The following is a 26,097-nucleotide window of genomic DNA, read 5'->3' as shown; positions in this document are numbered from 1 at the left end:
CCCGTTCGCGGAGCCAGCCTAAGATCTCGGAATTCCGCAGCAGCAATGTGAAGTATTGAGGATCAAACAGTGGCACCAAGAACTGCGAAAAATAGTGTTGAGGAAAGCGGTTTCGAAGTATTTGAGCACCGCATCCGCCGGTCCAGCTTTACTGTGAAGCATAAGTCCTGGGTGGATCACCTGGGCGCGGAAAACACCGCAATCGAGCTTTCCGTCATGACCCCTTGGGGCAAAGGCACCGCGCATTTTCCGAACTGCGGAGAGACCGACTGGCGGGAGTGGCTGGCGGATATCGGAAGCGATTACATCGGCTCGAAGCTGTTCGGCTTCAACACGCGGAAGACGGATTACCGTAAGACGCTCAGTGTGGTCCGGGGTTCGGTCAATGAGATGCGGGCAGAGGGCAAGATCAGTGTCGCCATTGCCAATGAGATCCGCATGACTCTCCGCGAACACTACCAGTACAAGCCCGATGAGCCCGAGGATCAGCAGGTGAGTTCGCTGGTCCATTACGCAATGACACATGCTTTTCTGAAGGATTGCGGAAATCCCGTTCAGTACAGCGAGAACCCCAAGTTCCGTGCTTTCTGCCGCCATGCCTGGGCGCCCTTCACTGAATACCTGCAGGCCGAGCTGGATCGGGAGCGGGCCTTGCAGCCCATCATGGAAGTTTCCAGCCTGGTGGACACAGTTGAACCGGACCACAGTCGCTCAGCCTATGAGCCGGAAATGGAGCCATGAAAGTCCTGGTGCTGGTCCATCCGGGATCGGTCTTTGTGTCCGGCAGCGCCGAGGTAGCGGACTGGAAGCTTGCCGAGGTGATCGGAGGGATCTTCGAGGATATCGAGGCGGCTGACGGGCTGATTGTGATCGATGGTGCATTCTCCGAGCGGGTCCCTTCCGGCCTTACACGCGCAATAGCCGCGAAGCTGGAATCCGCGGCGGCCAGCAGCATGCTCGCGGCGCGGGTTTGGGGGTGCGATAGCGGGGAGGCGCCATATCCCGGCTGGGAAGGGCGGGGCGGCGGATTTGGGCTCCAGCACGCCGACCAGGAGGCTGCCGCTTTGGCCGCGGCCGGGAAGTTGCTGGACGCTCAGGAGGTGATTGTCTCCGGCGCCTGGGCGACCCGTGATGGAAGCTCCGGCTGCGCAAGCAGCGTCCTCACAGCCCTGCAGGCTGAGCTGCCGAGCGGCGTCACGCTGCGTTTGTCGGGGAACTGCCTCTTTGAAGAGTACATCGAAGAGTTTTCGGTGTTTGACGAGCTGCCGGAAGGGGAGGGCGCTGATCATGGCGGTCTATGTTGATACAGCGCGCCACCCATACCGCGGCATGATCATGTGCCACATGTGGGCGGACAGCTTGGATGAGCTGTTGGCGATGGCAGACGAGATTGGAATGAACAGGAAATGGCTGCAGCAGCCGCCCAAGGCAAGCTGGGTGCATTTCGATGTTTCCCTGACCATGAAGGCCCGGGCACTCGCGGCCGGCGCGGTTCAGACGGACCGGTACGGGCCTGTCGAGCATGTCGCCCGTCTGCGCGGGGATATGGCCAAAGTGGAGCGGGTCCAGGCGCTGCGCGCGAGGAATGTGGATAACGCTCAGAAGCCGCTGCCGTTCGCCTGAGGCGCTGGCTATTATGCGAAAATATGATGCAGCCTCGCTTGAGGCGCTGCCAGGCTGAAGCGGACATTGCGCACATGCCTGGTGGCACTCAACACCGAAGGCGATTGCTGCCGAGCTCAGAAGAACAGGAGATTGATATGAGCGACCCCAACGTTTCCGAAGAACTGATCCGCTCCCATATGGATCGCTGTGCGGGCCTTCTGGATGAGGCAGAAGAGCTGGCGGGCCGCAAAAAGGAATGGAAGGCCGAGTGCAAGGGCGCCGGTCTGGATGCCGCGCTGGTCGAGAAAGTCGTTAAGATGAAGCGCGAGGACAAGGACAAGCGCGATGAGAAGGAGTTCCTTCTGGATGCCTACAAGCGCGCCGGCGGCGTGGAGTAAAAAACAGAAGGGCGGCTCAGCCGCCCTTTCTTGTCTTCCTGGAGCCCCGGCGCACCTAAGCCATCGGCGTTAGCTCAAATTCTGGATCAACATCGAAGCCATCCAGAGAGCTGAGCCATTCAGGTGATATCGGCAGATCCATTTCGAAGACACGATCCATTGCTGACAGGATCAGCTCCATGGACGCCTCTGGCGGCAACGGGTCAATGCGGACCCATGACGGCATTTCGACCCCTGCTGACCAGACATTCCAGTAGCCGGCATTCCGCGGGTTCTTCAGTGCGTGCTTTTCGATCAAGAGAGCCTGCCTGTCAGCGGGCTTGGTCCTCTTATGATCATCCTCTGAGATGCCATACCTGCCATCCACAGCCGCGCCGATCCTCTTTTGAGCAGCCACGTAATCAGGCATATGCGGCTTCACCGGCGTCGGAAGATCCGGGAGGCCAAAACACTCATCCGCGTCATGCAGGAGCGCGCAGCGCTGCGCAGCCATGTCCTGCGGGGAAAGAGCGCCCACGAGAACCGAATGCTGTGCGATCGAGTAGAAGCTCTTTGCTTGACCTGCAAACCGGGTGTTATTGGCCAGGGCGGCCGCGATGACTTCGAGCGTCATCAGGGACGGATCCGGTGCCAGCGGATCAAACAGGTTGCCATCAACCAGTTCGATGCAGCGGTCATTCACCTGCCGCTCAGCATGTTCGTAATTGATGTTCCCACCATCCATGGCATTGTATCCTGTCTTCTTGTTGTCCAATCGCGGGGCGGGTCCTCTATATATCGGCGAAAAACTAAATGATGGCAACAGAATATGCGAAAAAATAAGAATATCCCTTTACTGACCCCGTCAGATGCGGGATTGTGCGGAAAGCTATTTCGCAAATTTATGAGGCCCTGATGGCAAATGTCGTTGAGACCCAGGCGGGTCAGGATGAGCCCCCAGCTGAGACTGCAGAGCCGATATCGTCGTTCAAAGGCCGGGTATGGGAACTGCCCGAAGTTCCGGCAGCGAAGACGGTGGCATTGAAGAATGCAGGGGCAAACCCGCTTCTTGCAAAAGTCCTGGCTGTACGCGGCATGGATGCTGGAGAATTCCCGGACTATGTCAAAACGCTGATCAAGGACACCATGCCGGATCCGTTTGCCATGCAGGACATGGAGAAGGGGGCCAAACGGATCGCCCAGGCAATCCGGGACAAACAGAGGATCGGTGTCTGGTCGGACTATGACGTCGATGGTGCCGCCAGTGCCGGTCTCTTCATCGAGGCGCTGCGGCTCTGCGGCCATAGGGATGCGGTTTTGCGAATTCCTGACCGCATCAAAGAAGGGTATGGTCCGAATGCCAAAGGCCTTCTGGAAATGCAGAAGGATGAGGGTTGCGATCTGATCTGCTGCCTCGACGCGGGCATCGTCGCCTTTGAGCCGCTGAAAGCAGCCGCGGCCGCCGGGATCGAAATGGTGGTCATTGATCACCACAACGCCGACCAGTCCGGCAAGCTGCCGGAGGGATATGCCATCATCAACCCCAACCGGTTGGACGATACCTCCGGCCTTGACCATCTCTGCGCTGCGGGTGTGACCTTCTGCTTCTTCGTGGCGGTTGTCCGTGAATTGCGGGAGGCGGGCTATTTCGATGGCAAAGACGGGCGTCCGCAGGAACGCCCTGAGCTGATGAACCTGCTCGACTTGGTGGCCCTGGCAACGATTTGCGATGTCATGAAACTCTATGGGCTGAACCGGGCTTTTGTGATGGCTGGTGTCAAGCTTCTGTCTGCCCGGCGCCACCCGGGCATCGCCGCCCTCGCGCGGGCGGCAGGCATCAAGGATGATGAACCGATTGACGAAAAATCCTGCGGCTGGGTGCTGGGCCCGCGGATCAACGCGGGCGGCAGGGTAGGGGCCTCAGATTCCGGGGCGCGTCTGCTGATCGCGGAAGACCCAGGCGAGATCGAGCAACGTGCTCAGGCGCTTCATGCTATCAACGTGGAGCGCAAGGAGCTTTCGGATGCCGTCACTGAGGCAGCGCTTCAGCAGCTGGAAGGCATGCTTCCAGGCCGTGACCGCCGCCTGGCATTTGCGGTTGTCGAAGACGCCCATGAAGGCGTGGTCGGTATTTCGGCGGGCAAGGCCAAAGAGGCCAAGGATGCACCCACCATCGTTGTGACCCGCGATCATCAGGGGAACCTGAAGGGATCTGCGCGCTCGCTTTCTGACGTCAACATTGGCCACATCATTCAGGATGCTGCAGCGGAAGGGGTGATCCTCGGCGGCGGCGGCCATGGCATGGCGGGCGGGCTCAATCTGCGCGACGACCAGATCGATGGCTTTGTCGCCTTTGCAGATGCGCAGATCCGAAAGACGGAGTATTTCCGAGAAGGGGTGCGGTCGCGGGCCGATCTTGAGGTTCAGCTCAAGGAGCTGTCTGTTGCCGCAATCGAAAGCCTGGGCCAGATGCGCCCCTTCGGGAACGGCAATGAGGTCCCGAACCTGATCGTGAAATCCGTAGTGCTTGAGGATATCCGGGAGCTAAAGGAAAAGCATTTCAAGCTGACATTCAAATCGGGACCAGTCCGCGTGGATGGCCTCTTGTGGGGTGTTGTTGGAACACCCCTGGGAGACAGTATCAAGGCTCATCTCGGAAGGGCGCTGGACGTTCTTTGCACCGCCGAAATCAATGAATTCAATGGCAACCGCAGCCCGCAGCTGATGATTGAGGATATCCGGCCGACGCTGGATGTGCTCGAAGAGCCTCAGAGCAGCGAGGCGGGTCTCGCGGCGGACGCGGATGACATCATAGCCCTCGCAGCCGTCGACTTGGCGGAGGTCGAGATCAACCAAGGCACGCGGCGGATGAGCCTGGTCACCGGCGCCCGCGTCGACGCCATTACCGACGTGAAAGGCAAGCACCTGAAGGTCATGCTCAGTGATGGCAGCCGGACGATCACAGCGCTCAAGTGGAATGCGATCGGCACCGAAAAAGAGGACCGGATGCGCAAGGCGGAAGGGGGCTTCGTGAACCTTCTGGGCGAGCTGGAAATCAATGAGTGGCGCGGGAAGAAGTCTCTCCAGATCAAACTGAAGGACTTCGAAGCGCACCAGGAGGCCCTGATCTGATGAAAGACAACCTGGTTGAAAGTGAATTCTTCGGCAACTTTGACAAAGACGTTCCAGAGGATCAGCAGGAAGACGTCCTGCAGCGGGTTGTTGAGGCAATCTGGAGCGAAGAGGGCAGATATGACGGGGCTGTCATTATCGGCATGGAAGAACTGAACGTTCTGAATAGGGAGGCCGAAGGCTCAATCGTCATTGATGGCAGGGAGCACTATTTCCATGTTCGTGACGGTGACCGCGCCGGGACCGAAATCCTGGCCTGGAATTCAGGGGAAGGGCTGCGCCCCGAGCCGGCTGATCCAAAAGCGCTGGTGCCGTTCCAAAGCAGGGTCAATGAGGCCCTGGCTTCGGGGCAGGCCCGCCAGTTCCTCGAACAGTGGAATGCTGATCTGACGCCCGGCAGTGAGCGCGGCGATGCTCTCCATGATCTCGTAAGCAATGCTGCGTACGATGCGTTTTTTGCGCCCGGCCAGGGCCGATCGCATTTCCGCAATAAAGCTGAAGCCTACGGCTACGAGATCGGGAGACAGAGCGAGGCCCGAGCCGCACGCAAGGAGCTTCACCTGGCGGCCCTGGCATTCATGCCGGTGCATCGTCCGGACGACGGGACCGCATCCCTTGATCTGCTGCGGCGATGGAACGAGGCGATTGATCCGGCAAGCGGCATCGGATCAGAGGTGCAACGGATTCGCGAAGCAGCGGCTGATCGTCTTTCCCATGGCACAAGTTTCCACTTTTCACTCGAAGAGGGGCTGCAGCTGCGAGAGCTTGGCTTCCGGCCGACGACCCCTGACAACGCGCGCCTGGCCAGAGAGGCAGTGCTCGGCAGGTGTTTCCGTCTGGTGCCGATTGAAGGGTTTGACCCGGAGGAGCTGCCTAAAAACCCGATGGCCGAACTCCTGCAGATCCTGGATCCCGGTCTGGTTTCGGATACCCGCGTCAATCCCGTGATTGAGGCGGACAAGACCCTAAGGTCGGCCTGCCGTGAGATGGCACGGGCAAACGCCCTGGAGATGCCGGAGAGATTTACCGATCATCTGGCGACTCTTGGCTTCATGCCGGTTCGGGCCGATGCGGGTGACCCGGAGGCGGATTGCCAGCCAGCGCTTTAGGCGAAGGCGTTCCGCAAACGCAGGTCCGAACCTTCCGGACAGAGATGTGGATAAGCAAACGCCGGTCATCGAGTGATGGCCGGTGTTCTCTTATTCTGAGAAAAACTGAATCCGAGGTAATTTATGACAGGTCTCACTCGCCGTAAATTCGTCATGGGCGGCGGCGTCGCCCTCGTGACCGCGCTGTGCCCGATGACTGCTTCCGCAGGGTCAAAACCGATCTACCAGGGCGACGTGGCTTATATCCAGGTTCGTAAGGCCATCCGGTCTCTGGATCTGATCGGCAGGGATCAAAAGATCCTGAAGAGCTACCGTGTCCAGCTTGGCCGGTCGCCGCACGGGCACAAGCGATTTCAGGGGGACAACAAGACCCCTGAGGGCGGCTACATCATCAACAGGAAAAATCCGCATTCCAAATTTCATCTGTCGTTGGGTGTCAGTTACCCCAATTCGGAGGATCGCAGGTATGCAGCCTCCCGCGGCCGATCGCCGGGAGGGGACATCTTCATTCATGGCCAGCCCAATGGCCGACAGGGCACCTACGCCCATGATTGGACGCGTGGATGCATTGCAGTGTCCAACCGGGACATGGATGAGTTGTTCCGGGTCATCAGGGTTGGATGCCCCATTCATATTTTTGCCTGACCGCGGCCCTTAGAGCCGCAGCACAGGGTTGCGCAGAGCGGGTGTCTTCCAGATCTCGCGCTCTTCAAGTGTCAGGGCGTTCCCGACCACTACGGTGGCCGGGATGTTCCAGAGCGACAACTGGATATAGGTCATCAGGGCCGCGGTGCGGTCGACACCGATGGCATGGGCGCTCATCACCTTGGCGGGATTGTAGCCACGGCGCAGAATTGCGTCTGCCACCGCCAGCACCATGCCGCCAGCGCCGCAGGCCGGTTCGGAGACAGAAATTGTATCCCCCCGGCGGAGCTTTTCATCGAGATCCCCGATTAGCATTTCAGCCATCATCCGGGAGACCTCTGAAGGGGTGAAGAATTGGCCTTTCCAGGCATCGCCAAGCTCCAGGGACATGAAGATCGCCCCCAGGACATCGCGCGGCTCAGGCTCCAACGCTTCAACGAGCAGGGCAAAGAGCCTCTGAAAAGCGGCCCGGTCGTCTGCGGTGTATCGGTTGACGGTGTCCAGGTATTCCTGCTCACGGTCTTGCGCCTTTGGCGGCACGCCATTGTACAGGGCGCAGGCGGCACAGAAAATGAAATCGCGGAACACCTCATGCCTGTGGTGATACCGGGCCGTTGTTCGGAAGAGCTTGGTGAATTCCTTGACCGGATCCAGAATGACGGTCTTGTTCGTTCGGATAGGCGACAGCTTGTTCAAGGCGATCCCTCTTTGACTGAGGTTGGCGGGGCATGCCCCTATGGAATAATCACCTTGATGGTGTGAGAATATGCGAAAAAGAATATTAATCAAGAAAAATGCAGTGCTGTCTTTTCGCAAATCCCAAGTAACATCGGCCGACGCTGATAGATCATCTTGGGGAGCATTCTCATGAAATATGCCGATGGCTTTGTGCTGATGAAGCTGGCTCAGCGAGCCGGGCAGGCAAGCCGCACGTACTGGCCTCCTCAGGATAGTCTCTCATGGGGGATTTCCGATGCGTTCAGCCCTGAAGACTGGCTGGAGGAGTACACCGCCTCGACCGACCTGAGCCTTCTGATCGACGAAATGCGGGAGGATAATGACCTGGTCACGACATTGAGGGGTGACCCGAAGCGCTATGGGCAGGACATCGCCATCATGCGCGCGAGGGTCTATGAGGATGGATCCATCGCGCTCTATGGCAAAGCCCGCAAGGGGATTGAGGCAGCAATCGCTGCGGACGAACGGCCCTGCGAAATTCTCCAGGTGGAAAACATCTTTGCTGCTCATTCCATGACGCCGCCGGTTGCGCCGCCAAACTTCGAGGCGGGCCGTCACAGCTGCGAAATCAAAATCAGGATCACTGACCGCGCGGAGTTCCTTGAGCACTTCGGCCTGCCGAAGGATTTTGACGCTGAAACCGCTACGCGCCAGCTCAAGATGTTCTTGCTCGAACCGTTCTCAGCTGAGGAGTTCGGCGCCCGGATGGAGGACGTCCAGGTTGAGGTCACCAAGCGCAAGCTGAAGATTTCGATCACGGCTGAGATCACCGACGCCCGGCTGTTCAATCAGCGGATCTCCCTGGCTGCGCGGCAGTGCGGATTTGACGATGATTACGTCCCCGAGACGGCCGGTGATGCAATTTTCGAGGCCTGGTGCGGCTGCAATGAGAGCCCCAGCCCCGACACTATGGGCCTCGAGATCGAGGATTGGCGCGATGACAGCGCGGACGAGCGCATGGTTCCAAGCTTCTGATGAGAAGGGTTGAAGGTATGGCCAATCTGATTTTTTGCGAGTCTGTAAGAGCCATGAAAGACTGGGAGGCCCAGCTGAGCCATGACAATCAGCAGCCCCCGTTCATGCTCGAAACCACCAGCCATATCCCGGGCGCCATCCAGGCGCTGAAGGACGGTCGCGATGTGGTTGCGAATGCTCACACGTCTGCGATCGGCTGGCGTGCCCCGAAAGGCACCACGGTTGTCATTGATGACGGCTTGAGGCAGCCGCAATTCCGCGCGCTTGCATGGCAGTGCAAAGCCCGTGCGGATGGTGCATTCCTGTATCCGCATCAGCTCCGCACCCTGCAGGCCCTGCGGAAGCGGATTGATGAGGAGGCTGATCCCGGAATTGCAAGAGCTTCAGACCCCGTCTCGTTCGGCGACCGCATGCGTCGCCGCGGTCAGGTTCCGACGGCGCCGGTCACCGTCAATCTCGATGCTGGCAAAATCATGGAGGCCATCAGCAAAAAGCGTCAGGCGCATTTCTCCCAGACCTCCATCGCCGGGACTGTGCCGCGGCATGACCTTGATGAAGGGCTGTCCAAGGCCAACAGCCGCGAGACCTGCGGCAAACTGGTGATTGCTGCAGACCGGGTTGATGCGGCCGTCGCGGAGGAGCTGCTGCGTGCAGACCTGAAAATGGATCAGCCGGACCAGTTACAGACGGCCGTCCTAGCGTTGGCCGAAGGGAAAACGGTTGTCGCCCAGGCAGCTGCGCTGCGGCCAGGCTCCGGGAAGAGGATTCAGGCCGAAATCGAGATGACGGGAAAGGCGGCAGACTGTTCTGGTGCGGCGAGGGTCGCCATTCGGATTTGCCGGGAGGCTTTGTCAAACGCACATGAGGCGGAAGCGGAGCCACGGCCTGCGTAATCAGGCAATTGTGGATAATGCGAAAAACAGAATAGGTATCCGCCTCCGGGCGGGTACTCTGCCTCCTGTAAAGGAGAGCGTAATGCGCAAGATTTGTATCGGCAACGAAGAGACCGTTGTTCCGGAAGAACAGCCGGACCCGGAACTGGCATGGGTCGCAATCGATAGCTTGCTGATCGATGACCGATACCAGCGCCCCTTGGGCAAGTCGAACTGGGCACGCATCCGCAAGATTGCCTCCGAATTCAGGTGGAGCCGGTTCTCGCCAATCCTGGTCTCTCCCGCTGCCGAGGGCGGCTATGCGGTGGTCGACGGGCAGCATCGCGTGCATGCGGCCAAGATGTGCGGCTACAAGACCGTGCCGGCCATGATCGTTCAAATGGACCCGCGTGAGCAGGCGCGCTCATTCTCATGGGTGAATGACCAGGTAACGCGGATCTCCACCTTTCACATCTTCAAAGCAGCACTTGCCGCCGGAGATGACTGGGCGGTCCGGTGCCGGGATGCTGTCTCGGAGTCCGGCTGCCGCCTGATGACGGCCAACTCGTCGACCGACAACAAGAAGGCGGGCGAAATCTATGCGATCGCCCTCATCCGCAAGCTGGTTGAACAAGGGCAGGGGGATGTCGTCACCGCCGGGCTGAAGGCTCTGCGGTCATACGATGAGACCGGCCGCGTGCCTCTCTACTCGGCTGTCATTCTGCGGCCCTGGCTGTCCGCGTTGGCGGCAAATGAGCTGTTCCTTGAACTGGACCTGGTTCAGTTTCTGCAAGAGCACGATCCTTACCGGGTACTCAACAAGCTCGATCAGCTTCGCAAAGAAAGCGGAAAGCACGGCAAGACGCCGGCGAAGCTCGAGCGGGACGCCTTTATCACGCTGCTGAACGACTTCTCTGTAAAGCCGCGCCGATAGGCGTTGCGAAAATCAGATTTCTGCGACTTGATCTGTTGCGGTTGCGCTGTTGGTGCAATAATATGCGAAAAAAGATATAATGACTTCCGCTGCCGCTTCTCATCAATGATGCCGCAACGGAATGTGCAAGCGCGGATTGGACGACGAAATGCTGACAGCTGTGGAAATCTGTGCCGGGGCAGGGGGTCAGGCTCTGGGTCTGGAGATGGCCGGTTTTGGCCACGAGGCTTTGGTCGAGATCGAGCCGTCTGCGTGTGAGACGCTGCGCCTCAATCGACCCGGCTGGAACGTGGTCGAGATGGACGTGCGCGGATTTGATGCGCGGCCCTACGCGGGAGCGGACCTCGTCGCTGGCGGTGTTCCGTGCCCGCCGTTTTCGAAGGCTGGCCAGCAGCTGGGCAGTCAGGATGAACGGGATCTGTTCCCGGAAGCCCTGCGCATCGTCAATGAGGTCAGGCCGAAGGCGGTGATGATCGAAAATGTCCGCGGGCTGCTGGATCCGGTTTTTGCGGCCTATCGTGAAAGCATCGAAGCCGAACTTACAGGTCTCGGGTACAGCTGCGGCTGGAAGCTGTTCAATGCGTCAGACTTTGGTGTTTCTCAGCTGCGGCCGCGCGTGGTCTGCGTTGCGCTTCAGGCCCCGTATTGGGATCACTTTTCGTGGCCGGACCGGTCCGACACACCGCCGGCAACGGTCGGCGAGCTGCTGTATGATCTGATGTCGGACAACGGATGGGAGGGCGCGGCCGCCTGGCGCGACCAGGCGGCAGGCATTGCGCCGACACTCGTTGGCGGAAGCAAGAAGCATGGCGGCCCGGATCTCGGGCCGACGCGGGCAAAGCGGGCCTGGGCGGAGCTGGGTGTCGATGGCCGGGGCATCTGGGATCAGGCGCCGGGACCGGGCTTTGATGGCATGCCGCGTCTGACCACGCGCATGGCGGCCCGGATCCAGGGGTTCCCGGATGCCTGGCAGTTTGCAGGCCGCAAGACCGCGGCCTACCGCCAGATCGGCAACGCTTTCCCGCCACTGTTTGCCGCCGCGGTCGGCAAGCAGGTCGCCCAGGCTCTGCGCCTGGGAGCGAAGGAGCGTATCGCGGCCTGATCAGGCTATGGGTTTTCGCCAGACCCTTGCAAGATGCGAGAAACCGAAATCATGCGGAGAGTGAAGATATGACCGGCGCGTTGCGGAAGATGACCTTCGAGGTCGAGACCGAGTTGGAACTGACTGATGATCAGAAGGAACGCGTTGCCGCAATGGTCATGGGTAACGGTCAGGTTGATCACAGGGGTGGCTATGTCGACGAGGTGACCGGCCAGACGCACCAGCTCTCGAAGGTCCATTTCACCTGCAACCCGGACATGGCCGTCTATGGCTCGGACACAACGATCTGCGGCGTCGACGGCATGCAGCTCGACAAAACAGTGCATGTCGTGCTGGAAGATGGAGCTGGAAATCGCACCGGCCTCAAGGCCGCCAGTGGCAAGATCAAAGCGAGCTGGCATTTCGGCGTCCTGTTCGAGGCTGACGGGGGTGTCTGGTTCAGTGGCAGAGATAACGTGGACGGCGGCTCCCGGGAGGGCCCGCAGACGACAGCGGCTTCCCCGATTTTGCGCCGGGTTGCGGACAGCTTCACTGATCGTCCAGGCACAGAGCCGATGAGCCTGCGGGAGCATCTGCCTGCGGAAGGCGAGTTCTGGATTTCAGATGAGGATGAGCCGCATGTGGTGAGCGTGCCCTGGTGGGGCAGCTACGCGGACGAGCCGGAAGCGGGGGACACATACCCGGGCCGTTCAGAGCTGCGTGCGGCAGAGCAGGCCGAGCTGGAGGGCATGGTCGAGCGCGTGCGTGCGCTCGATGCGGATATCTCGCCGGTCATGTGAGACGGCGCGTGAGAAACGTAATGGAGGATCTGGTCGCGCATCTGGGGCAGGGGCACATGGATGCCGAAGCCATGGTGCGGGTAGACCGGATCCGGAAAAACCTTCCCAGCGGCGCTGGTGGCCACGGAGGTCTTTTGTGGCGGACGATCACGGTTGCCGCAGACCAATACGAGCGCCTCTGCGAAGGGGAGGTGCTCGAACTTGATCCGAGGCCCTATGAATGCTGGTCTAGGTCCCGGATGGCCATTCGGCATCTCCTGCGGCTGCGCGCGGGCCAGGCGAGATCTGCGGACCGGAGCGATGGTCAGCCATCGGTGGCGCTCATGCTGTGCCGCGACTTCCCTAGAGAGAGTTGCATCCTCGATGTGGAGGCCCTCTTCCGGGCCAGCGGTGCTGAGCAGGAATATGGCGGGAGTTGGAACTATTATGCCGGCAAGGAGCAGGAGATAATCGTTTCAGCGCCTGGCGGCAGGACCCTTGTTTCCCCGGAGGATGTCGCGGAAAAGTGGTCGGTTGCCGATCCTGATGTCTGGGCACCGGAAATTGGGGAGGTATTCTGGGGCGAAGAAGGGGAGCTCATCGTCGAAGAGCTGATAGGCCTCGATGATTGCGGAAACTTCGAGGTCCGATCAGGCGACCTGATCTGTCCGCTGTATCCCGAGAGTTACGGCTTGACGCTCGGAGGTGCGGCACGGCCTGTCGACAATTGCTACGCCAGCGAGGGCCTTGCGATTTGACGCCCCGGGGCTACGCGGGCTCTGATTTCAGATCTTCGCCGGCTTCAATGATCTCCATGAGGTCCGCCGGAAAGGGGCGCAGGAGCTTTGCCGCTTCTTCCGGCGTACCGTTCAGCCAGGCGGTCCAATCCGCCTGATCGAGGATGACCGGCATCCGGTCCGGGTGAATCTCCTTTACCAGCGCATTCGGGGTCGTCGTGAGCATCGAGTAGGTCTCGATGGCGCCGTCGCCCTTGCCGTAGCCGGATTTGCTTTCGCGCCAAATTCCGGCAAAGCAGAACGGGCTGCGGCCATCAACTCCGAACCAGTGATAGACGGCGGGGGTGCGGCCCTTGGCTTCGCAAAAGCTCGTGGCCGGTATCAGGCAGCGCCTTTCCTCGAACGATGCCTTCCAGAAGCGCGAAGTCTGAACCTTGTCGTCCCGGGCGTTGTTAACTGCTTTGGGCAGGATGGGCTTGCCGGTCTTCTTTGATTTCTGCGGCAGGATGAACCCCCAGCCCATCTCGACAAGTTCCGGCTCCTCGGCCGCGTCCAGACGCAGGACGGGTCCGGGATATTTGGGAAAGATCGCACGGCGCGGTTCCGCGTTTCCAAGCCGGTCCCGCTCCCGCGGCAGCTCGAACAGCTGTCGCATCAGGTCCTGCGTTGAGGTGTTGGCGTAAAGGTTGCACATGCGCCCACCATAGGCGGGATCTGCAGCCCTGTTAACCGCGGGCATCGATCTTGCCCGTCGTCGCAATCGCCTCAGGACGAGCGTTGCGCAGGTTGGGCGTCCCGGCTCACATGTCCGGCGCAGGAGCGCCCTCCGCCTTGCTTTCTAGCCAGACTCGGTAGTCCCATTTGATCCAGGCAAGGCTCATCCCATCAAAGAGGCCCTGCATCGTTTGAAGATCACCCCGGCCTTCAAGCAGATCCAAACCGCCATGGGCATCAAAATAGCTGAAGATCGCCTCCCGGCATGCGGCCGCGAAGGTGCTTGGAGCAAAGGGATCATCATGATTTTCGGGTTCTGGCTTGTCTGGAATTGGAGGGAGATCAATACCGGCGCGGCGCAACCGCAGCCAGATTTTCCGGGAGGTGTTGGATCCGTCCCGATCGCTTCTGCTTGACGGGGCAAGCCCGTGACGACTGATCGCGATTTCAATCTCCATCGACTTGATGGGATCGCGGTAACCGCCAAGCTTCACAATGGGCTTCATGACCGTCTTGAAGGCGCCGCAGCGGGCGCAGCGGCAGCCGCCGTTCGTGTATCCGCGCCGGCCCCACTGATGCTGGCAGGCGGACTCTTCCCGAAAACGCCGGAAAGCATTGTTTTCCGCCTCCTCAATGGTGGCGCCCTCGCCGCGGATGAAGCCGCCGCTCTTGGGGAACGCCTCAAAGAAAGCGGTTTGACGCGGACCCTTTTTCTCGCCGAGCACGATCCCCGATCCGCCCCATTGGACTTTGCAGTCGTCAGGCCAGTCCTTGCGCAGATGGGCGACATGGTCCTTGTCTTTCCAGCGATGCTGAGAGGCGATAATGGGCATGGTTCAGGCTTCCTGGCTTGTTTCTGTTTCGGCAAGGTCCGTGGAGTGCCTGCGCATCTCTTCCTTTGCGAACTGGAGGTAGGCCTCCGCATGGCTGACAGCCTCATCGAGGGAAGCAAAGCGCGTCCGGGCAAGGAAGCTCTCGCTGCGGCTGGACGGAAAGGGCTCCAGCTCACGCTCGAAATCGGTATTGATGCAGCAGCGCGAGGCGGTGCATACAGCCCAGCTGTCTGGCCCGCGACGCTCGACGTAGATGTCTGCTCCGATATGGAACCGGCAGGCAAGGGCAAGCAGTTCTTCCGGCGTCCGCGTCATGGTCTGGCTCCTTCAGGATAGTCCTGTTCAAAATTCGCATACCGAGTGATGGGGTCGCCGCCAAATACTGGCCGCAGCTGCAGGTCCGCATCCACCGACCACAGGCCATGCACCTCTGCGGCCATGACCGGTTCTCTTTTGCGTGCCAGCTTCTCAATCGCCGCATCGGGCAGGGGATCCTTCCTGCCGCGGTTGCGTGAGATGGCGATACTGGCCGGAACATCAATCGAAACGGCGTCAACACGGGCATCATACCCGCGGGACAGCCCGATGATCTTCTGCCGAAGTTGCGCTGTGATACCGGTCGTGTTCCAGACGAAGTCCTGCCCCGCGCGCAGATGCGACCTTGCGGCCTCGATGCCGGCCTGGATCAGGCGGCCCTGATTGTCTGTTGCCGAGATCCCCATCTCTTTGCGAAGCGCGTCCAGGGAGATCACTGGCATATTCCCGAAATGCTGCGCGATCGCGGTGTCTTTTCCCGACCCGGGAAGTCCCGACATGATGATGACGCGCGATCCGCCGGGGTCTTGCGGCGTGAAGAACGGGGAGTCATCCGGGTCGCCTGCCAGATAGCGGCGCCGGGCGACGTCCGACTGGAACGGCCAAGGCTCCGTCAGCAGATCGGCGCCCGCATTCGCGTTTGCCTCCTCGATGAACATGCGCAGCAGCTCCAGGTTGTCGTCCGCGCCATCCCTGGTAAGGCAAATGCGCCCATCCTGATCGGCGCGGCACAGGCGCAGCAGGTCATCCCAGTTTGCGTGATGCAGCTCATGCCCCAGTTCAACAACACGCTGCAGAGTATTGCGCTGGCTTAGGAGGTGGGTCGGCCGCTGGTGCCAGAAGACAAGCGTGTGGACATCACGCGCTTTCAACAGATCATAGCCAGCGTCCACGAGGGCCTGCCACGCAATACGGGCGCCCCGGGACGCATGACCCGGCTGCCGCACGCGTTCGCGTTGCTGCTCTTCGTCCCAGATGATTTCGGTGGTCATCGGCTTTGCGACGTCATGGAACCACGCCGCCAGGCGCAGGACCTCCCGGCGGTCGCCGGGCAGATCCTGAAAGCCGTCACTGGCTTCCAGAGCCTCGGCGACCATGCAGGTGTGAACCCAAGGATCTCCCTCGGCATGATAAACGGCGTCATGCGGACAGCCGATCATAGCGGCTGCCCAGGGAAAATCCCTTGCCATCTGATCCGGGTCGGCCGGACCGGCCAGAATGTGATCGAGCCAAGCCGTCACGGTTTCACCTCTTCGGTATTGGGGGTTCAAGCAGGGGAGGGGGTGATATCCTGCTGCTTCAGAAGGTCAGCCAAAGATGGGCCGACGGGGCAAACATGCAACAGATCGAGCCGCTCGAAGACACGTTCATCGAAGCTTGAACCAGCCCCTGAAAACAGCCTCTTGGCATCTGTTGGGGCTTCGATCATCAGCGCCTTGTCACGGGCGGCCGAAGGGCTCGAGGCATAGATTTTCTGTAACCCGGAAAAGCCTTCACCATCCGGCTGTTTGCGGACGATATAGTAGGCATGCTTATCCATGGTCTCAGCTTCGCGCTCATGCAATAACTCAAGCTTTTCGGTGAGCCGCTCAAGGGGTTTGCTCCAGCTCGTGTAGCTGGTGTTGCTGCGAATGCCTGCTGCGGAGAACTCGACGTCTTCTGCTTGCGCCTTGGTTTCGCTGCGGGTGACATAAAGCTCGATGCTGGCTTCAATGCGGAAGGGGAATGCCCCGGGCGGAAGGGATGCTTTTAAACGGTCTGCAGCCTTGGCAAGTGCGGCCCGCACATCCGGTCGGGCCATCTGATTTTCATGGAAGTCCCTGAAGCGGCCGTCTTCTTCATCTGGCCGCAACAGAACAAGTCCATTATCGATTTCCACCACCAAGCGGCGCAATCTTTGCGCATGGGGATGCTGCTCATAGCGCGCCTTTACAGCGCCGCACAGAATTTTCAGGATCAGATTAACTGATGCTTCCGCCTGCATTGGGTGTACCTCTGGTTTTCTCAGCAAAGGGTAGGCGATTGGGGTGAAAGCCCAATCTCCGAAATTCGCTGACCCTCCGACGGCATCGGGCCACCCTCACGCACGCACAGCATGCGCAACACGAAGATACGGTCCGGATCACCAGCGGTCATGACGCAGGCGCTGAACCGAAAGGCACTTTGCGGTGTGATCGCCGTCCTGCCCGACGACATCAGGAATCCGGCGCCTTGCCCTTCAAGCCCATCGAAGACATTTGGCTGCAGAATGAAGAGGCCGCCAGCCTTATCAACAAGACGGCCGAGAACCTTTCTCAGGACGTCAGGCTCCAATGCGGAGATCACCTCAATGGCTTCCGCAAAGTCTTCTGTGTCTGGTTCCGGATAGCGGGCGCGGCAGAACTCGGTGAAGAGATTGATTTCCTCTTCCCCATCGGTGTCGCTGCGCCAATGGGCTTGGCAACCCTCTTCTTTATCCGTGCGCAGATGATCAGCGGCTGCCAGCGTAAAGGCGCTGGCCAGTAGATCGTTGCCGATATTGTCGAGCACATCCTGGGAGCGATAGATGATGCCCGGCGTTTTGACCGCAAGGCGCGCAATCAGCTGACCGATCAGAATGGATTTTCCACTGGCTCCGAGGACTTCTTCTGCAATTTCCGGCGACACGGCACTGCTCCTGCTGCGCGCCAAACGGGATATCTGGCGTTCCTCCGGCATTATGCGAAAAATTATAAGACAGGGCAAGGTGGGCGTTTTCACACTTTTGATTTTCCGAACTGTTTTCTATGCTCATCAAGAATAATTTCGAGGCGATGCGATGCTTACTTTCCTGCCATTCCCTCCCGCGCTTGCGGAAGTGTCTGCGAAAAATGCCAAAACGTCTTACGAAGGCAAGAAGAGGCAGGGGGATCATATTATCCCGGGTGTCGCTGCATATCGTTTGCCGGACGGCTCGCTGCGTCAGGCTCATGATCTCTATGCGCCAATGTACCCGGCCGGGGCGACGCCAGGGATTGCAACATTGAACTGCCGCATGCGCCACTATGCGAACGAGACTTCGGGCTATGACATCACCGTGCAGGACTTTGTTCCGGCTGCGGAGATGCTGCGGGACAACCCGGTGCATGACCCGGAGCGGACTGCTGACGTCATGGACAGCCTCGCTGTTGCGCATGTGCGGGTCGGCGACGAAAGCGGTTTCCTCTGGGCGCTGGATGAAGATCAGATGGCCGCTTGGGTGGATGCGCTGCCGAAGCATGCCCAAATCACACGGGCCGTCCTGAACAGGCACGGGTTGGGGGAGGGGCAGGTGGCGTCCGCAGCCTTCATGGTCATGACTGCAGGGGGTGCTGAAATCCACGTCGGCGCAAACGCGGATACGCTGGCTGACGGGCTGTGCGAACGCTTTTCCTTTATTGACCTGAATGGCCTTCAGGGTGAGGACGTGATTGGCAAGATTGCCGGGTATGGCCGTGAGCGGAATTGGTCCGTCGACAGCCAGGTGCTTTTGAAGCGTGATGCGGCGGCCCATGGGCCGGGTTGCGGCTGCGCATCGTGCATGGTCCGTTCCGGAAATGACTGGCTGAAGGAGATCATCGGCACGGTTCCCGCGGGTGCCCTAATGCGGCCTTTGCAGAACATCTGCATTGCGATGATCGAAAACGCCGGCCAGCCGATCCTCACATACGGCAGCAGTCCGGCCTTTGCATTTCAACAGGCCTCAGACCTCTTGCAGGAAATGATGCAGAGCGGGCAGGCTCCCTCAGTCGTCATCGCTGACGGCATCGCAGCTCTGCCCTATGGCGGGCAGCTGAGGCATCTCGCGGTCCTTTTTGATGATGCCCTCCAGGATCCGATGGCGCCCATGGCTTTTGCCTCCGGCACGGATCAAAGTCTGGCCTTTCTTGTTCGGCAAAACCTTGAGGGGCTTGTGGACGAAGCCGCACTTGCCGGGGTGCGGGATATGATCGATCTGGAAGATGCTCTCGCGGTAACCGGACGGTTCCGCGTTGTGCGCATGGAAACAGGCGAGTTGTCTGAACGACTTGCAGTCGCCCGCAGCGCTGAGAATGAATGTCCAGAGCCTTGAGATGATTTCCATCAAACGCATCTACGAGTTCCTCTCGCCGCTCGACACGATTGGTGCCAAAATCCCTCTGGCCGAGGGTTTTGCGGCCATTAATGGCCTGCGCGACCGGATTGCGGTGGATGTCGAGGCCGCGCTCGCAGCGCGCAGCGCGCGCAAGCTCGGCAAAATACCAAACCTGGAGGGGCGGGAGTTTCCGGAGGCTGAAGACTGGAACCGCTTTGCCGCGGGCGGAGAGCTGACGGATGGCGCCAAGACCATCCTCAACGCGGTTGCCGGCCATCAGGTCAAGTCGAAGCTTGTTCAAGCATTGCTGTCCTGCGGAGATGATGAGGGCATCGTCGATATGGCCGCTTTTCAGGCCCGGATCGAAGATACGGCGGCAGGTATTTTCAAGCACCGTTGCCATCCATCGGCGTTTACCGGCGCCGACATCCAGATTGGATTTAGCACCCCAATGTTCAAGGATGCTGCCAACCCTTCGCCAGCCGGTCGCCCGGACCGCCTGCTTGTCGACATTAATGGTTGGGATGATCTGCAACTGTTTGTCCAACGCCAAGGGCTTGGCTGGCAGAGGGCTGACTACGTGGATTACCTGAAGGCGCGTGGCCCGGTTGCCGAAATGCCGCTCGAGAGATTCATCGGCCGCGCTCATCCCATTATCGTTGAAGACCAAAACTTCGGACCTGCAGAACAGGAAATGATCGACTTCACGCGCGATGGATTGCTCCGCATGCGGATGGATCTGGATCACTATCAAAAATTCCGCGACGGCGGCCCTTTGATTTTCGCAGACGTTCGGGAATTCCAGGTTCCTGGCTATCCGGATTTCCGGTTTTTCGCTCAGGCACCCGACCTCATGATGGCTCGCCTTGCGATACTTGATGCGGGGACCCTCAAGCTTGCAGGAGGGTGCGTCAGGGGCACACCCTACGTCGAGGAGGCCTGGCGGGGCCGGGGCCTTGGCAAGGCGATGCATAAGGCCGACCGCCAGGAGGCGCTTGGTCTCTTCATGCCGTCACACTTTTCGCGCTCAGGATATGAGGCCCGCCGGGCCTTTCATCGCGATGAGGTTGTCGCGGCATATGAGGCGGGGCGGAAAGTTCACCCTGACAACCTCGAGAGATACCAGGATCTGCTTCATCTTGAGAGCGCTCCGCAAATGGACATGAGCTAAGGAATGCGAAAATGAGTTACAAGCTTCACTACGCGATGCTGCTTGAGGTCAAGGGCATGATTGACCGCGGCGGCGTCGGCTTCACTGCGGAGAAAGCCGCTGCAGCCCTGCGGGAGATGGCCGACCGTGTGGAGGCGCAACCGGACAAGCTGAAAGAGATCTTCGGGTCACCGCTTGGCGCCGAGGTCGAGGATCGTTGGGTTTTGAGGTCCGCAACCCTTTCCAATGTCATCCGCAAGGCGGCCGGCGGCTGGGTTGAGGTTGATGCGCAGGATATCGATCTGGAGGACACGCTCCCTTCCAGCGTCATTGCAGAGCGAAACCTGAACCCTGGGCCTGATGGGCTCTGGTCCCGCCCGGAAGATATTTTCGGGCGCCCCGTTCTGGCCCGGCTGCGCCTTGATAACGGAGAGTTCGCAGGCCAGCTCGACATGCGCGAATGGCTTGCTGTCGCCGACGAGGAGGACATCGCATACTGCATCGAGCGGGGATGGGACTTCTCCGAAAAGGTCGGTGAGGCGGATCCGGAAGAGGTGATCAATTGGTCCCGCAATCCGTTGGCATATGATGCCAACCTTGAGCGACTGAACTCTCAAGGCATTGCCCACACCACCGCGATTGAAACGGATCAGCTGCCGTTTGCGATCGCCTACCTAGATGAGCTGCGGCCCGGCTTTATTGACCGTATTGGCGCCCGCCCGGCAGAGGATGCGGGGGTTGAGCCATGAGTGAAAACCGCAGGAAAGGGCTATCGATCACGCGCCGGGATGGCAGTACCACATTCATGCCGGACCTCGGGAAGAGCGAGCAGCAAGACCTGATGCGCGAAGCTGGTCTTGGCAAGCTGGTCGACGGCGATGCCAGGATGAACCCGATGGATCTTCTGGACGGGCTCATGAAATTTGAGCAGCTCGCCGGTATCGAGCATACCGATGCGCCGGAGGAAGACGCTTTTGATCTTCCTGATGATCCGCAGAGTGATGAAGGTATGGAACCCTGACATGAGCGGACCAGGCTGGCCGCCGGGCTTCCACTGCCTTGAGTGCGGCGCGAAGGAGGTGGCAAGAGTAACCGGAAAAGAGGTCTATCCAGGTCGGCCGGATCTGCATGACCTCCCGATGCACCTGTGCAGCTGCGGCGCATATTGCGGCTGCCATCCGGGGACGGATGTGCCGCTGGGCTATCCCAGCGGTGCAGAAACCCGTCGAGCACGCATGCTTCTTCACAAGCACATGATCGAACCGATCTCTCTGCAGGCGGGCCGGAAGAAGCGCAACAAAGTCCGCACCGCTCTGTACCGGTTCCTTTCCAGCGCGATGGGTCTGCCGCGGGAGCTGACCCACACCGGCATGTTCTCGGTCGAGCAATGCCGGGAAGCCTGGCGACACCTGCGCGGCGTGAGCGCGAATGACCTTCTGGAAGGTCGCTGGAATACACCAAGTCCCACTGCGGCTGAAGCCAGCCCCAATCTGGAGATCTGACCTATGTTTAAACCCTACGATCCGCCTCGCGAGCCGCTTTTCGACGTCGAGATCCTGCGTCGGAACATCACCGCGGACTGGGTGAAGGCCCAAATTACCGCCACGCTGGAAAGACATATGGCGGGTGATAAGCTGCATTTTCATGAGCGCCTCCCCTCGTTTGATGAAATCGGGACGGATGAAGCCTTGAGCAAAGCCATCCCGCATCCTGTGAGCAGGGGGCCATTGCAGGACAAGATCCTCGATATTCTTGGCGAGCTGCGCGGCCTGGGGCTTTTGCAGCCTGTGCCACATGGAGAAGACCGCCAATCGGATGAGGCTATCGAATGGAACGCCTTCGTTGCAAACGGAAGTGGAGCCTTGGGGGAGGACAGTTGGGATTACATCTTCAACTTACCGATGGCGCGTGCGATTGGTGAGGCGCTCTGGAGCGGCGGACAGGAAGCAATCTATGAGGGCCGCAAGGCGGCCGGCCTGAACCCGTTTTCCGGCCGTACATCGTCGGAGCGCACAGGCGACAAGCGCCTGATGGAATACACGGACGAGCTGATTGATGCAGTCGCATCATCGGCGGTCGTGCATATGGAGGGCTGCGCAACGGGCGTTCTCCAATTTTATCAGGTCGGGGGCGAGATGACTTGCCGTAAAACCGATCAGCGCCTCGGCTGGGCAAGCGGGCGCCTCCTGAATCCGGCTTTGGGCGCCTGGCATCATCCAAAACCCGGGGAGAAAGGACGATCCCGCTTCGAGCTGCTTGGCGCCTATGATGCCCCAAAGCCAATCCGGCACGTTGAGATCGAAGCGCCCTCGGGCGTCATTCTGATGGCGGACTGGTTCCGCATTCCCGGCTTCAATGAAGGGGTCAAGCATGACATTACCCGAGGGCCTAGCATCAGCTCGGATCTCGGTGTCGACAAGCGGACGCAGGACCACTACGAGCGCCTTGGCCTGGTCCGTGTCCACACCACGAACTGCCTCCCTCGCATCAGCCGGGACGGGGAGCTGATCCGTATTGGCCATTTCAATGAAGACCATGAGGATTTGTGGGAGGATGATCCAACCGCACCCTACGGGCAAAGGTTCCGGGAAGAACTGGTGCCGGACGAAATCGGCAGCATTTGCTGCGATCTTTGGGATGTGACCTTTGCGGACCGCGAGGTGCTGGCAGACATCTTGATCGCCGGAGGCGAAGTTATCGCGGCAAATGATGGCGTTGGGGAGCACGGACGGCCGGTTGAGGGTGCCCCGCGCACGCGGGAGGAGGCGCTCGCACTGCTCGATGCCTACAGCCAGAAAGACACCGTGGCGAAGTTTGATGTGGAGCCTGGCGCACCGCTGCACCTTTACATGGCCACCGGCAACAGGGTGTCGCAGTTTCATGAACACTTCCGCAGTCCTGACGTCAGCCGCCATGATTGGCTCGAGGATATGTTCATCCTCTCTCCGCGCCCGCTGGATGTTGCCGCGGAACTTGTCGATGAAGCGGACTGGGCTTGGCCTGATCGCTATTCCAGCAGCCGCAACGAGGAGATCGAGCCATGAAGGGCGAACCCAAAGATAAGCCTTCCGAAGAGCGGCTCTATGCGGTCATGACCGACAACCCCCGCAACTTCGGGAAAACGCGGCTGGCCCGCAAGGCCCCGGTCCGTTCCCGGGAAACAGGTTTCTGGACAGAGGTCCACCCGGATGAGGTCTGGCTCACGGATCGAAAAACTGCCGAAGAGATCGTATCCCGCCTTGTTCATAACAACCCGCGCGTCGTGCGGGCCGAAAAGGCCATTTCCATCATCCAGGCGCAGCTGGAAGCCGTCACGCCAGCGCCTGTGCAGGAGGCGCCGGACAGCGAGTTCGAGCTATAATTGTAAACCGTATTTCATTTTCGCAAAACGTTGGTAGTCTGCCGGGAAGCAGAACGTAAGGAACAGCAATGGCCCGCAAAGTCATTTTCATCCGCGGTCCTCAGGGGGCAGGCAAGTCAACGCTCATGCGGCGTGCTGGACTGGAGGGATTCAATCTCTCCATGGACAAGATCCGCAATGTGCTGGGCGGGGACGTGCTGAATCCGGACGGGCAATTTGTCCCGAACCATGAATACGAAAAGCTGGCTTTTGATGTGTTCCAGGACAGCATGAAGCGGCGCATCGCGCGTGGCGAAGTTGTCTGCATCGACGGCACCCTGGCAAACGGTTCACAGCTCTACGAGCATTGGAACCAGTTCGAGCAGGGCGGATATTCGGGCCTTGTCATCGACCTCTATGGTTTCGATGACACACTCCGGCTGCAGCGCAACATGGCCCGGCCTGAGCGCGAGCGCGTTCCGGAAAGCAGCGTGGCCAGGATGAAGGCCATGGCCGAGGAAGTGCCAATGCCGCCGGTGATGCGCGAAAATCCCAAAGTGGAATTTTTCAATCCCACGGATGACGGTGGCATCGATGCGGCACTTGCAGAAATCGGCCGCTTCCTCGCGGACCCGCGCTGCTCACGGGATCTGTCCCGCTATGACCGCGTGGTCCATATCGGCGATATTCAGGGGTGCCACGCGCCTCTGCTCGATCCGCGCTCACCGCTGAAGGACGGGCTGGACCCCCGGACCTTCTATATTTTCCACGGCGACCTTTTCGACCGTGGCGTCCAGAACGGTGCGGTCGGCAAATGGTTCATGCAGGAGGTCTACGGGCGGCCGAATGCCGTGTTGATTGCTGGCAACCACGAAGACTATGTCGAGCACCAGGCCCGCGCCGGGAAAGGTGATATCGGGCTGCCCGACAGCGAGTGGGCCCGGTTCAGCTGGCCCCAGCTCAAGGAGGCCGGCCTGACGCACCGTGATTGCCGCCGTATCGCGGAGATGTCCCAAGACTACCTGGCATATACTTGGCGCGGCCGCGAAGTGCTGTGTTCGCATGCGGGCTTTGCGCGCTGGCCAAGCAATATGGATCTGGTCTCCACACATCAGCTGCGCCGCGGCAACGGGCGCTACGAGATCGATGTCGATGCCGAGTGGTCCGCCAATGAGGCCGGGACCGGCCGCGTCCAGGTGCATGGCCACCGCAACAGCGCCATGCAGCCTAGTACGGCTGCGCCGCTGTCGATCAACCTTGAGGGGCAGGTCGAGTTCGGCGGTCATTTGAGGTTCGCGACTTTGGATGAGGCGGGTTTCACGCCCACCGATATCCGGTCACGGGTTCACCGGACCATGCAGGACGATATCGCTGCGAACCGCGCGGTGAACAGAAGCTCCGCCAGCCAGCATGCGCCGCTGATGCCTTGGATCCAGCGTGGCGAGGCGCTGCCGAAGGTCTCTTCCGGCCTGGTCAGCAAGTTGCGCAACCATGACATGATCAACATTAAGCCTTCCGGCTCCCTGCCGGGCGTTTTCTCGGTGAACTTCACGCATAAGGCTTTCAACAACGCGGCGTGGGACGACTACACCACCATGGCGCGCGGCCTTTACATCGATGGGGAGATCGGGACGGTCGTAGCGCGGAGCTATGAGAAGTTCTTCAACCTGAATGAGAGGCCCGAGACGCAGGCGGACACGATCGGGGACCGGCTGACCTTTCCTGTCGATGCTTTTGAGAAGGCCAATGGCTTCCTTTGCATCACCGGCTTCTCTGAGCGTCTCGGCGAGCTTGTCGTGGCATCGAAATCCGTCACCGATGGGGACTTTCCGGACATCGCCAGGGATGTGCTTGCAACGGCGCTCGGACCGGCGGGCATGGAGCGTCTTCTGCGCTTCAACCGGGATCAGCAGGCCAGCCTGGTGTTCGAGATCGAGGACCCGGAGCGGGATCCGCATATCATCAAGCTTGACCGGCCGACGGTCACTCTCCTGGCCTGCATCCGGCGCTCTGAAATCTTCGAGCAAGCGCCATACAAGGATCTTCAGAAGGTCGCCAAATGGGTCGGTTGCGATGTGAAAAACCGTATCGCTAGTTTGCCAAACAAACGGGCGCTGGAGAGCTTCAACCGCCGCGTCGAGCATGATCCGAAGTGGATGATCAACGGCGCGCCGGTAGAGGGTTGTGTCATGGAGGACGCAGCAGGTCAGTTCTACAAGCTCAAGAGCCACTTCTACCGGAACTGGAAGCGCATGCGTGGCGCGGTCAACCACATCCGCAAGGCAAAGCTCGCCGGCAAAGAAGCCAGCATGGAGCGTTACGCGGATATGGAGGAGCCGTACCAGGAGTTCATGGCGTGGGCAAAGACCCTCCCTTTCCCGGCGCTGGAGAAGGACATCATCACGCTGCGGGATGCCTTCAACGGTGACCGCTCGGAGATGGAGAACATCCGGGACACCCGGACCGAAAGCCTGGCTGCGGCCCAGGCTGCCGAGCGCGCCGCGCATTTCTCCGGGCTGATCGACAAAATTGCGGACAACGAGAAGATCTCGACCGACGGCCTGGCCCGTTTTGTGCTTGGAGCGATGGATGATCCGGAGAAAGCGGAGGTGCTTCGCGGCCATGATCGTTACGCCGAGCTGATCGAGCGTGCGGAACTCGAGGCGGCACCTGTGCCGGGCCTCTGATA

At 59.9% G+C, this 26,097-nt stretch carries 29 protein-coding genes; 21 read left to right on the top strand and 8 right to left on the bottom strand.

Translation table 11 applies throughout. The annotated features are described in order from the left end of the window. Positions 1 to 69: 69 nt before the first annotated feature. The 4 genes from AB9K35_RS17970 to AB9K35_RS17955 all read left to right on the top strand — a co-directional run bounded on the left by AB9K35_RS17970 (position 70) and on the right by AB9K35_RS17955 (position 2,003). Complete coding sequence (locus AB9K35_RS17970; protein WP_369928194.1) at positions 70 to 741, top strand: hypothetical protein; 672 nt, start codon at positions 70 to 72, stop codon at positions 739 to 741. After that, the gene (locus AB9K35_RS17965; protein ID WP_369928192.1) at positions 738 to 1,304 is read left to right on the top strand and encodes a hypothetical protein; all 567 of its coding nucleotides are present in this window, start codon (positions 738 to 740) and stop codon (positions 1,302 to 1,304) included. Before AB9K35_RS17970 ends, AB9K35_RS17965 begins: the two co-directional genes overlap by 4 nt. Then, on the top strand, positions 1,288 to 1,623 hold the full coding sequence (locus AB9K35_RS17960; protein WP_369928190.1) for a DUF4031 domain-containing protein: 336 nt from the start codon (positions 1,288 to 1,290) through the stop codon (positions 1,621 to 1,623). The genes AB9K35_RS17965 and AB9K35_RS17960 overlap by 17 nt, the downstream gene beginning before the upstream one ends. Before the next feature lie 137 nt (positions 1,624 to 1,760). Continuing rightward, positions 1,761 to 2,003, top strand: coding sequence for a GapR family DNA-binding domain-containing protein (locus AB9K35_RS17955; RefSeq protein WP_027234418.1), 243 nt, complete (start codon positions 1,761 to 1,763; stop codon positions 2,001 to 2,003). Positions 2,004 to 2,058: 55 nt separating this feature from the next. Here AB9K35_RS17955 and AB9K35_RS17950 read toward each other — a convergent pair whose 3' ends face one another. Continuing rightward, entirely contained in the window at positions 2,059 to 2,757 is a 699-nt protein-coding gene (locus AB9K35_RS17950; RefSeq protein WP_369928188.1) for a hypothetical protein, read from the bottom strand. 140 nt (positions 2,758 to 2,897) lie between these two features. Here AB9K35_RS17950 and recJ point away from each other — a divergent pair, with 140 nt between their 5' ends. The 3 genes from recJ (at position 2,898) to AB9K35_RS17935 (ending at position 6,868) form a co-directional block, all read left to right on the top strand. Beyond that, a complete protein-coding gene (recJ, locus tag AB9K35_RS17945) occupies positions 2,898 to 5,114 on the top strand; it encodes a single-stranded-DNA-specific exonuclease RecJ (protein ID WP_369928186.1) in 2,217 nt (738 codons plus the stop codon). Next, positions 5,114 to 6,223: a hypothetical protein gene (locus AB9K35_RS17940; protein ID WP_369928184.1), complete on the top strand. Its 1,110-nt coding sequence runs from the start codon at positions 5,114 to 5,116 to the stop codon at positions 6,221 to 6,223. The genes recJ and AB9K35_RS17940 overlap by 1 nt, the downstream gene beginning before the upstream one ends. Before the next feature lie 123 nt (positions 6,224 to 6,346). Further along, a complete protein-coding gene (locus AB9K35_RS17935; protein ID WP_369928182.1) occupies positions 6,347 to 6,868 on the top strand; it encodes a murein L,D-transpeptidase family protein in 522 nt (173 codons plus the stop codon). A 9-nt stretch (positions 6,869 to 6,877) separates the two neighbouring features. Here AB9K35_RS17935 and AB9K35_RS17930 read toward each other — a convergent pair whose 3' ends face one another. Beyond that, the gene (locus AB9K35_RS17930) at positions 6,878 to 7,564 is read right to left on the bottom strand and encodes an N-6 DNA methylase (protein ID WP_369928180.1); all 687 of its coding nucleotides are present in this window, start codon (positions 7,562 to 7,564) and stop codon (positions 6,878 to 6,880) included. A 198-nt stretch (positions 7,565 to 7,762) separates the two neighbouring features. Here AB9K35_RS17930 and AB9K35_RS17925 point away from each other — a divergent pair, with 198 nt between their 5' ends. The 6 genes from AB9K35_RS17925 to AB9K35_RS17900 all read left to right on the top strand — a co-directional run bounded on the left by AB9K35_RS17925 (position 7,763) and on the right by AB9K35_RS17900 (position 13,005). Next, positions 7,763 to 8,581, top strand: a complete 819-nt coding sequence (locus AB9K35_RS17925) for a hypothetical protein (protein WP_369928178.1) — start codon at positions 7,763 to 7,765, stop codon at positions 8,579 to 8,581. 17 nt (positions 8,582 to 8,598) lie between these two features. Further along, complete coding sequence (locus AB9K35_RS17920; RefSeq protein ID WP_369928176.1) at positions 8,599 to 9,474, top strand: hypothetical protein; 876 nt, start codon at positions 8,599 to 8,601, stop codon at positions 9,472 to 9,474. 82 nt (positions 9,475 to 9,556) lie between these two features. After that, positions 9,557 to 10,387: a ParB N-terminal domain-containing protein gene (locus tag AB9K35_RS17915; protein ID WP_369928174.1), complete on the top strand. Its 831-nt coding sequence runs from the start codon at positions 9,557 to 9,559 to the stop codon at positions 10,385 to 10,387. A 148-nt stretch (positions 10,388 to 10,535) separates the two neighbouring features. Further along, entirely contained in the window at positions 10,536 to 11,489 is a 954-nt protein-coding gene (locus AB9K35_RS17910) for a DNA cytosine methyltransferase (RefSeq protein WP_369928172.1), read from the top strand. A gap of 68 nt (positions 11,490 to 11,557) precedes the next feature. Continuing rightward, positions 11,558 to 12,268: a hypothetical protein gene (locus AB9K35_RS17905; protein WP_369928170.1), complete on the top strand. Its 711-nt coding sequence runs from the start codon at positions 11,558 to 11,560 to the stop codon at positions 12,266 to 12,268. Between the two features lie 20 nt (positions 12,269 to 12,288). Then, on the top strand, positions 12,289 to 13,005 hold the full coding sequence (locus tag AB9K35_RS17900) for a hypothetical protein (protein WP_369928168.1): 717 nt from the start codon (positions 12,289 to 12,291) through the stop codon (positions 13,003 to 13,005). A gap of 10 nt (positions 13,006 to 13,015) precedes the next feature. On the opposite strand, the gene AB9K35_RS17895 is transcribed toward AB9K35_RS17900, so the two are convergent. From AB9K35_RS17895 to AB9K35_RS17870, 6 genes are all read right to left on the bottom strand, one after another. Continuing rightward, positions 13,016 to 13,678 (bottom strand): SOS response-associated peptidase, encoded by a 663-nt coding sequence (locus AB9K35_RS17895; protein ID WP_369928167.1) that lies wholly within the window; start codon positions 13,676 to 13,678, stop codon positions 13,016 to 13,018. Positions 13,679 to 13,784: 106 nt separating this feature from the next. Next, positions 13,785 to 14,531 carry a hypothetical protein gene (locus AB9K35_RS17890; RefSeq protein WP_369928165.1) on the bottom strand — a complete coding sequence of 249 codons (747 nt, stop codon included), beginning with the start codon at positions 14,529 to 14,531 and terminating at the stop codon, positions 13,785 to 13,787. A gap of 3 nt (positions 14,532 to 14,534) precedes the next feature. Continuing rightward, a complete protein-coding gene (locus tag AB9K35_RS17885; RefSeq protein WP_027234404.1) occupies positions 14,535 to 14,846 on the bottom strand; it encodes a hypothetical protein in 312 nt (103 codons plus the stop codon). Continuing rightward, entirely contained in the window at positions 14,843 to 16,087 is a 1,245-nt protein-coding gene (locus AB9K35_RS17880) for an AAA family ATPase (RefSeq protein ID WP_369928164.1), read from the bottom strand. The genes AB9K35_RS17885 and AB9K35_RS17880 overlap by 4 nt, the downstream gene beginning before the upstream one ends. 26 nt (positions 16,088 to 16,113) lie before the next feature. Beyond that, the gene (locus AB9K35_RS17875) at positions 16,114 to 16,830 is read right to left on the bottom strand and encodes a hypothetical protein (protein WP_369928162.1); all 717 of its coding nucleotides are present in this window, start codon (positions 16,828 to 16,830) and stop codon (positions 16,114 to 16,116) included. A gap of 20 nt (positions 16,831 to 16,850) precedes the next feature. Beyond that, positions 16,851 to 17,492 (bottom strand): hypothetical protein, encoded by a 642-nt coding sequence (locus AB9K35_RS17870; protein WP_369928160.1) that lies wholly within the window; start codon positions 17,490 to 17,492, stop codon positions 16,851 to 16,853. Between the two features lie 367 nt (positions 17,493 to 17,859). Here AB9K35_RS17870 and AB9K35_RS17865 point away from each other — a divergent pair, with 367 nt between their 5' ends. From AB9K35_RS17865 to AB9K35_RS17830, 8 genes are all read left to right on the top strand, one after another. Further along, on the top strand, positions 17,860 to 18,915 hold the full coding sequence (locus AB9K35_RS17865) for a hypothetical protein (protein WP_369928158.1): 1,056 nt from the start codon (positions 17,860 to 17,862) through the stop codon (positions 18,913 to 18,915). A gap of 1 nt (position 18,916) precedes the next feature. Next, a complete protein-coding gene (locus AB9K35_RS17860) occupies positions 18,917 to 20,089 on the top strand; it encodes a hypothetical protein (RefSeq protein ID WP_369928157.1) in 1,173 nt (390 codons plus the stop codon). An 11-nt stretch (positions 20,090 to 20,100) separates the two neighbouring features. Beyond that, positions 20,101 to 20,817 carry a hypothetical protein gene (locus AB9K35_RS17855; protein ID WP_369928155.1) on the top strand — a complete coding sequence of 239 codons (717 nt, stop codon included), beginning with the start codon at positions 20,101 to 20,103 and terminating at the stop codon, positions 20,815 to 20,817. Then, positions 20,814 to 21,089 (top strand): hypothetical protein, encoded by a 276-nt coding sequence (locus tag AB9K35_RS17850; protein WP_369928153.1) that lies wholly within the window; start codon positions 20,814 to 20,816, stop codon positions 21,087 to 21,089. Before AB9K35_RS17855 ends, AB9K35_RS17850 begins: the two co-directional genes overlap by 4 nt. Continuing rightward, entirely contained in the window at positions 21,043 to 21,570 is a 528-nt protein-coding gene (locus AB9K35_RS17845; RefSeq protein ID WP_369928152.1) for a zinc-finger-containing protein, read from the top strand. Before AB9K35_RS17850 ends, AB9K35_RS17845 begins: the two co-directional genes overlap by 47 nt. Before the next feature lie 3 nt (positions 21,571 to 21,573). Next, positions 21,574 to 23,112: a hypothetical protein gene (locus tag AB9K35_RS17840; RefSeq protein ID WP_369928150.1), complete on the top strand. Its 1,539-nt coding sequence runs from the start codon at positions 21,574 to 21,576 to the stop codon at positions 23,110 to 23,112. Beyond that, positions 23,109 to 23,429, top strand: a complete 321-nt coding sequence (locus AB9K35_RS17835; RefSeq protein WP_369928148.1) for a hypothetical protein — start codon at positions 23,109 to 23,111, stop codon at positions 23,427 to 23,429. Before AB9K35_RS17840 ends, AB9K35_RS17835 begins: the two co-directional genes overlap by 4 nt. 68 nt (positions 23,430 to 23,497) lie before the next feature. Beyond that, complete coding sequence (locus tag AB9K35_RS17830; RefSeq protein ID WP_369928146.1) at positions 23,498 to 26,095, top strand: RNA ligase; 2,598 nt, start codon at positions 23,498 to 23,500, stop codon at positions 26,093 to 26,095. The last annotated feature ends 2 nt before the right edge of the window (positions 26,096 to 26,097 follow it).

It is taken from the genome of Leisingera sp. XS_AS12 (genome assembly GCF_041224635.1).
Lineage (GTDB): Bacteria > Pseudomonadota > Alphaproteobacteria > Rhodobacterales > Rhodobacteraceae > Leisingera.
This window is presented reverse-complemented; position numbering and strand designations above follow the sequence as displayed.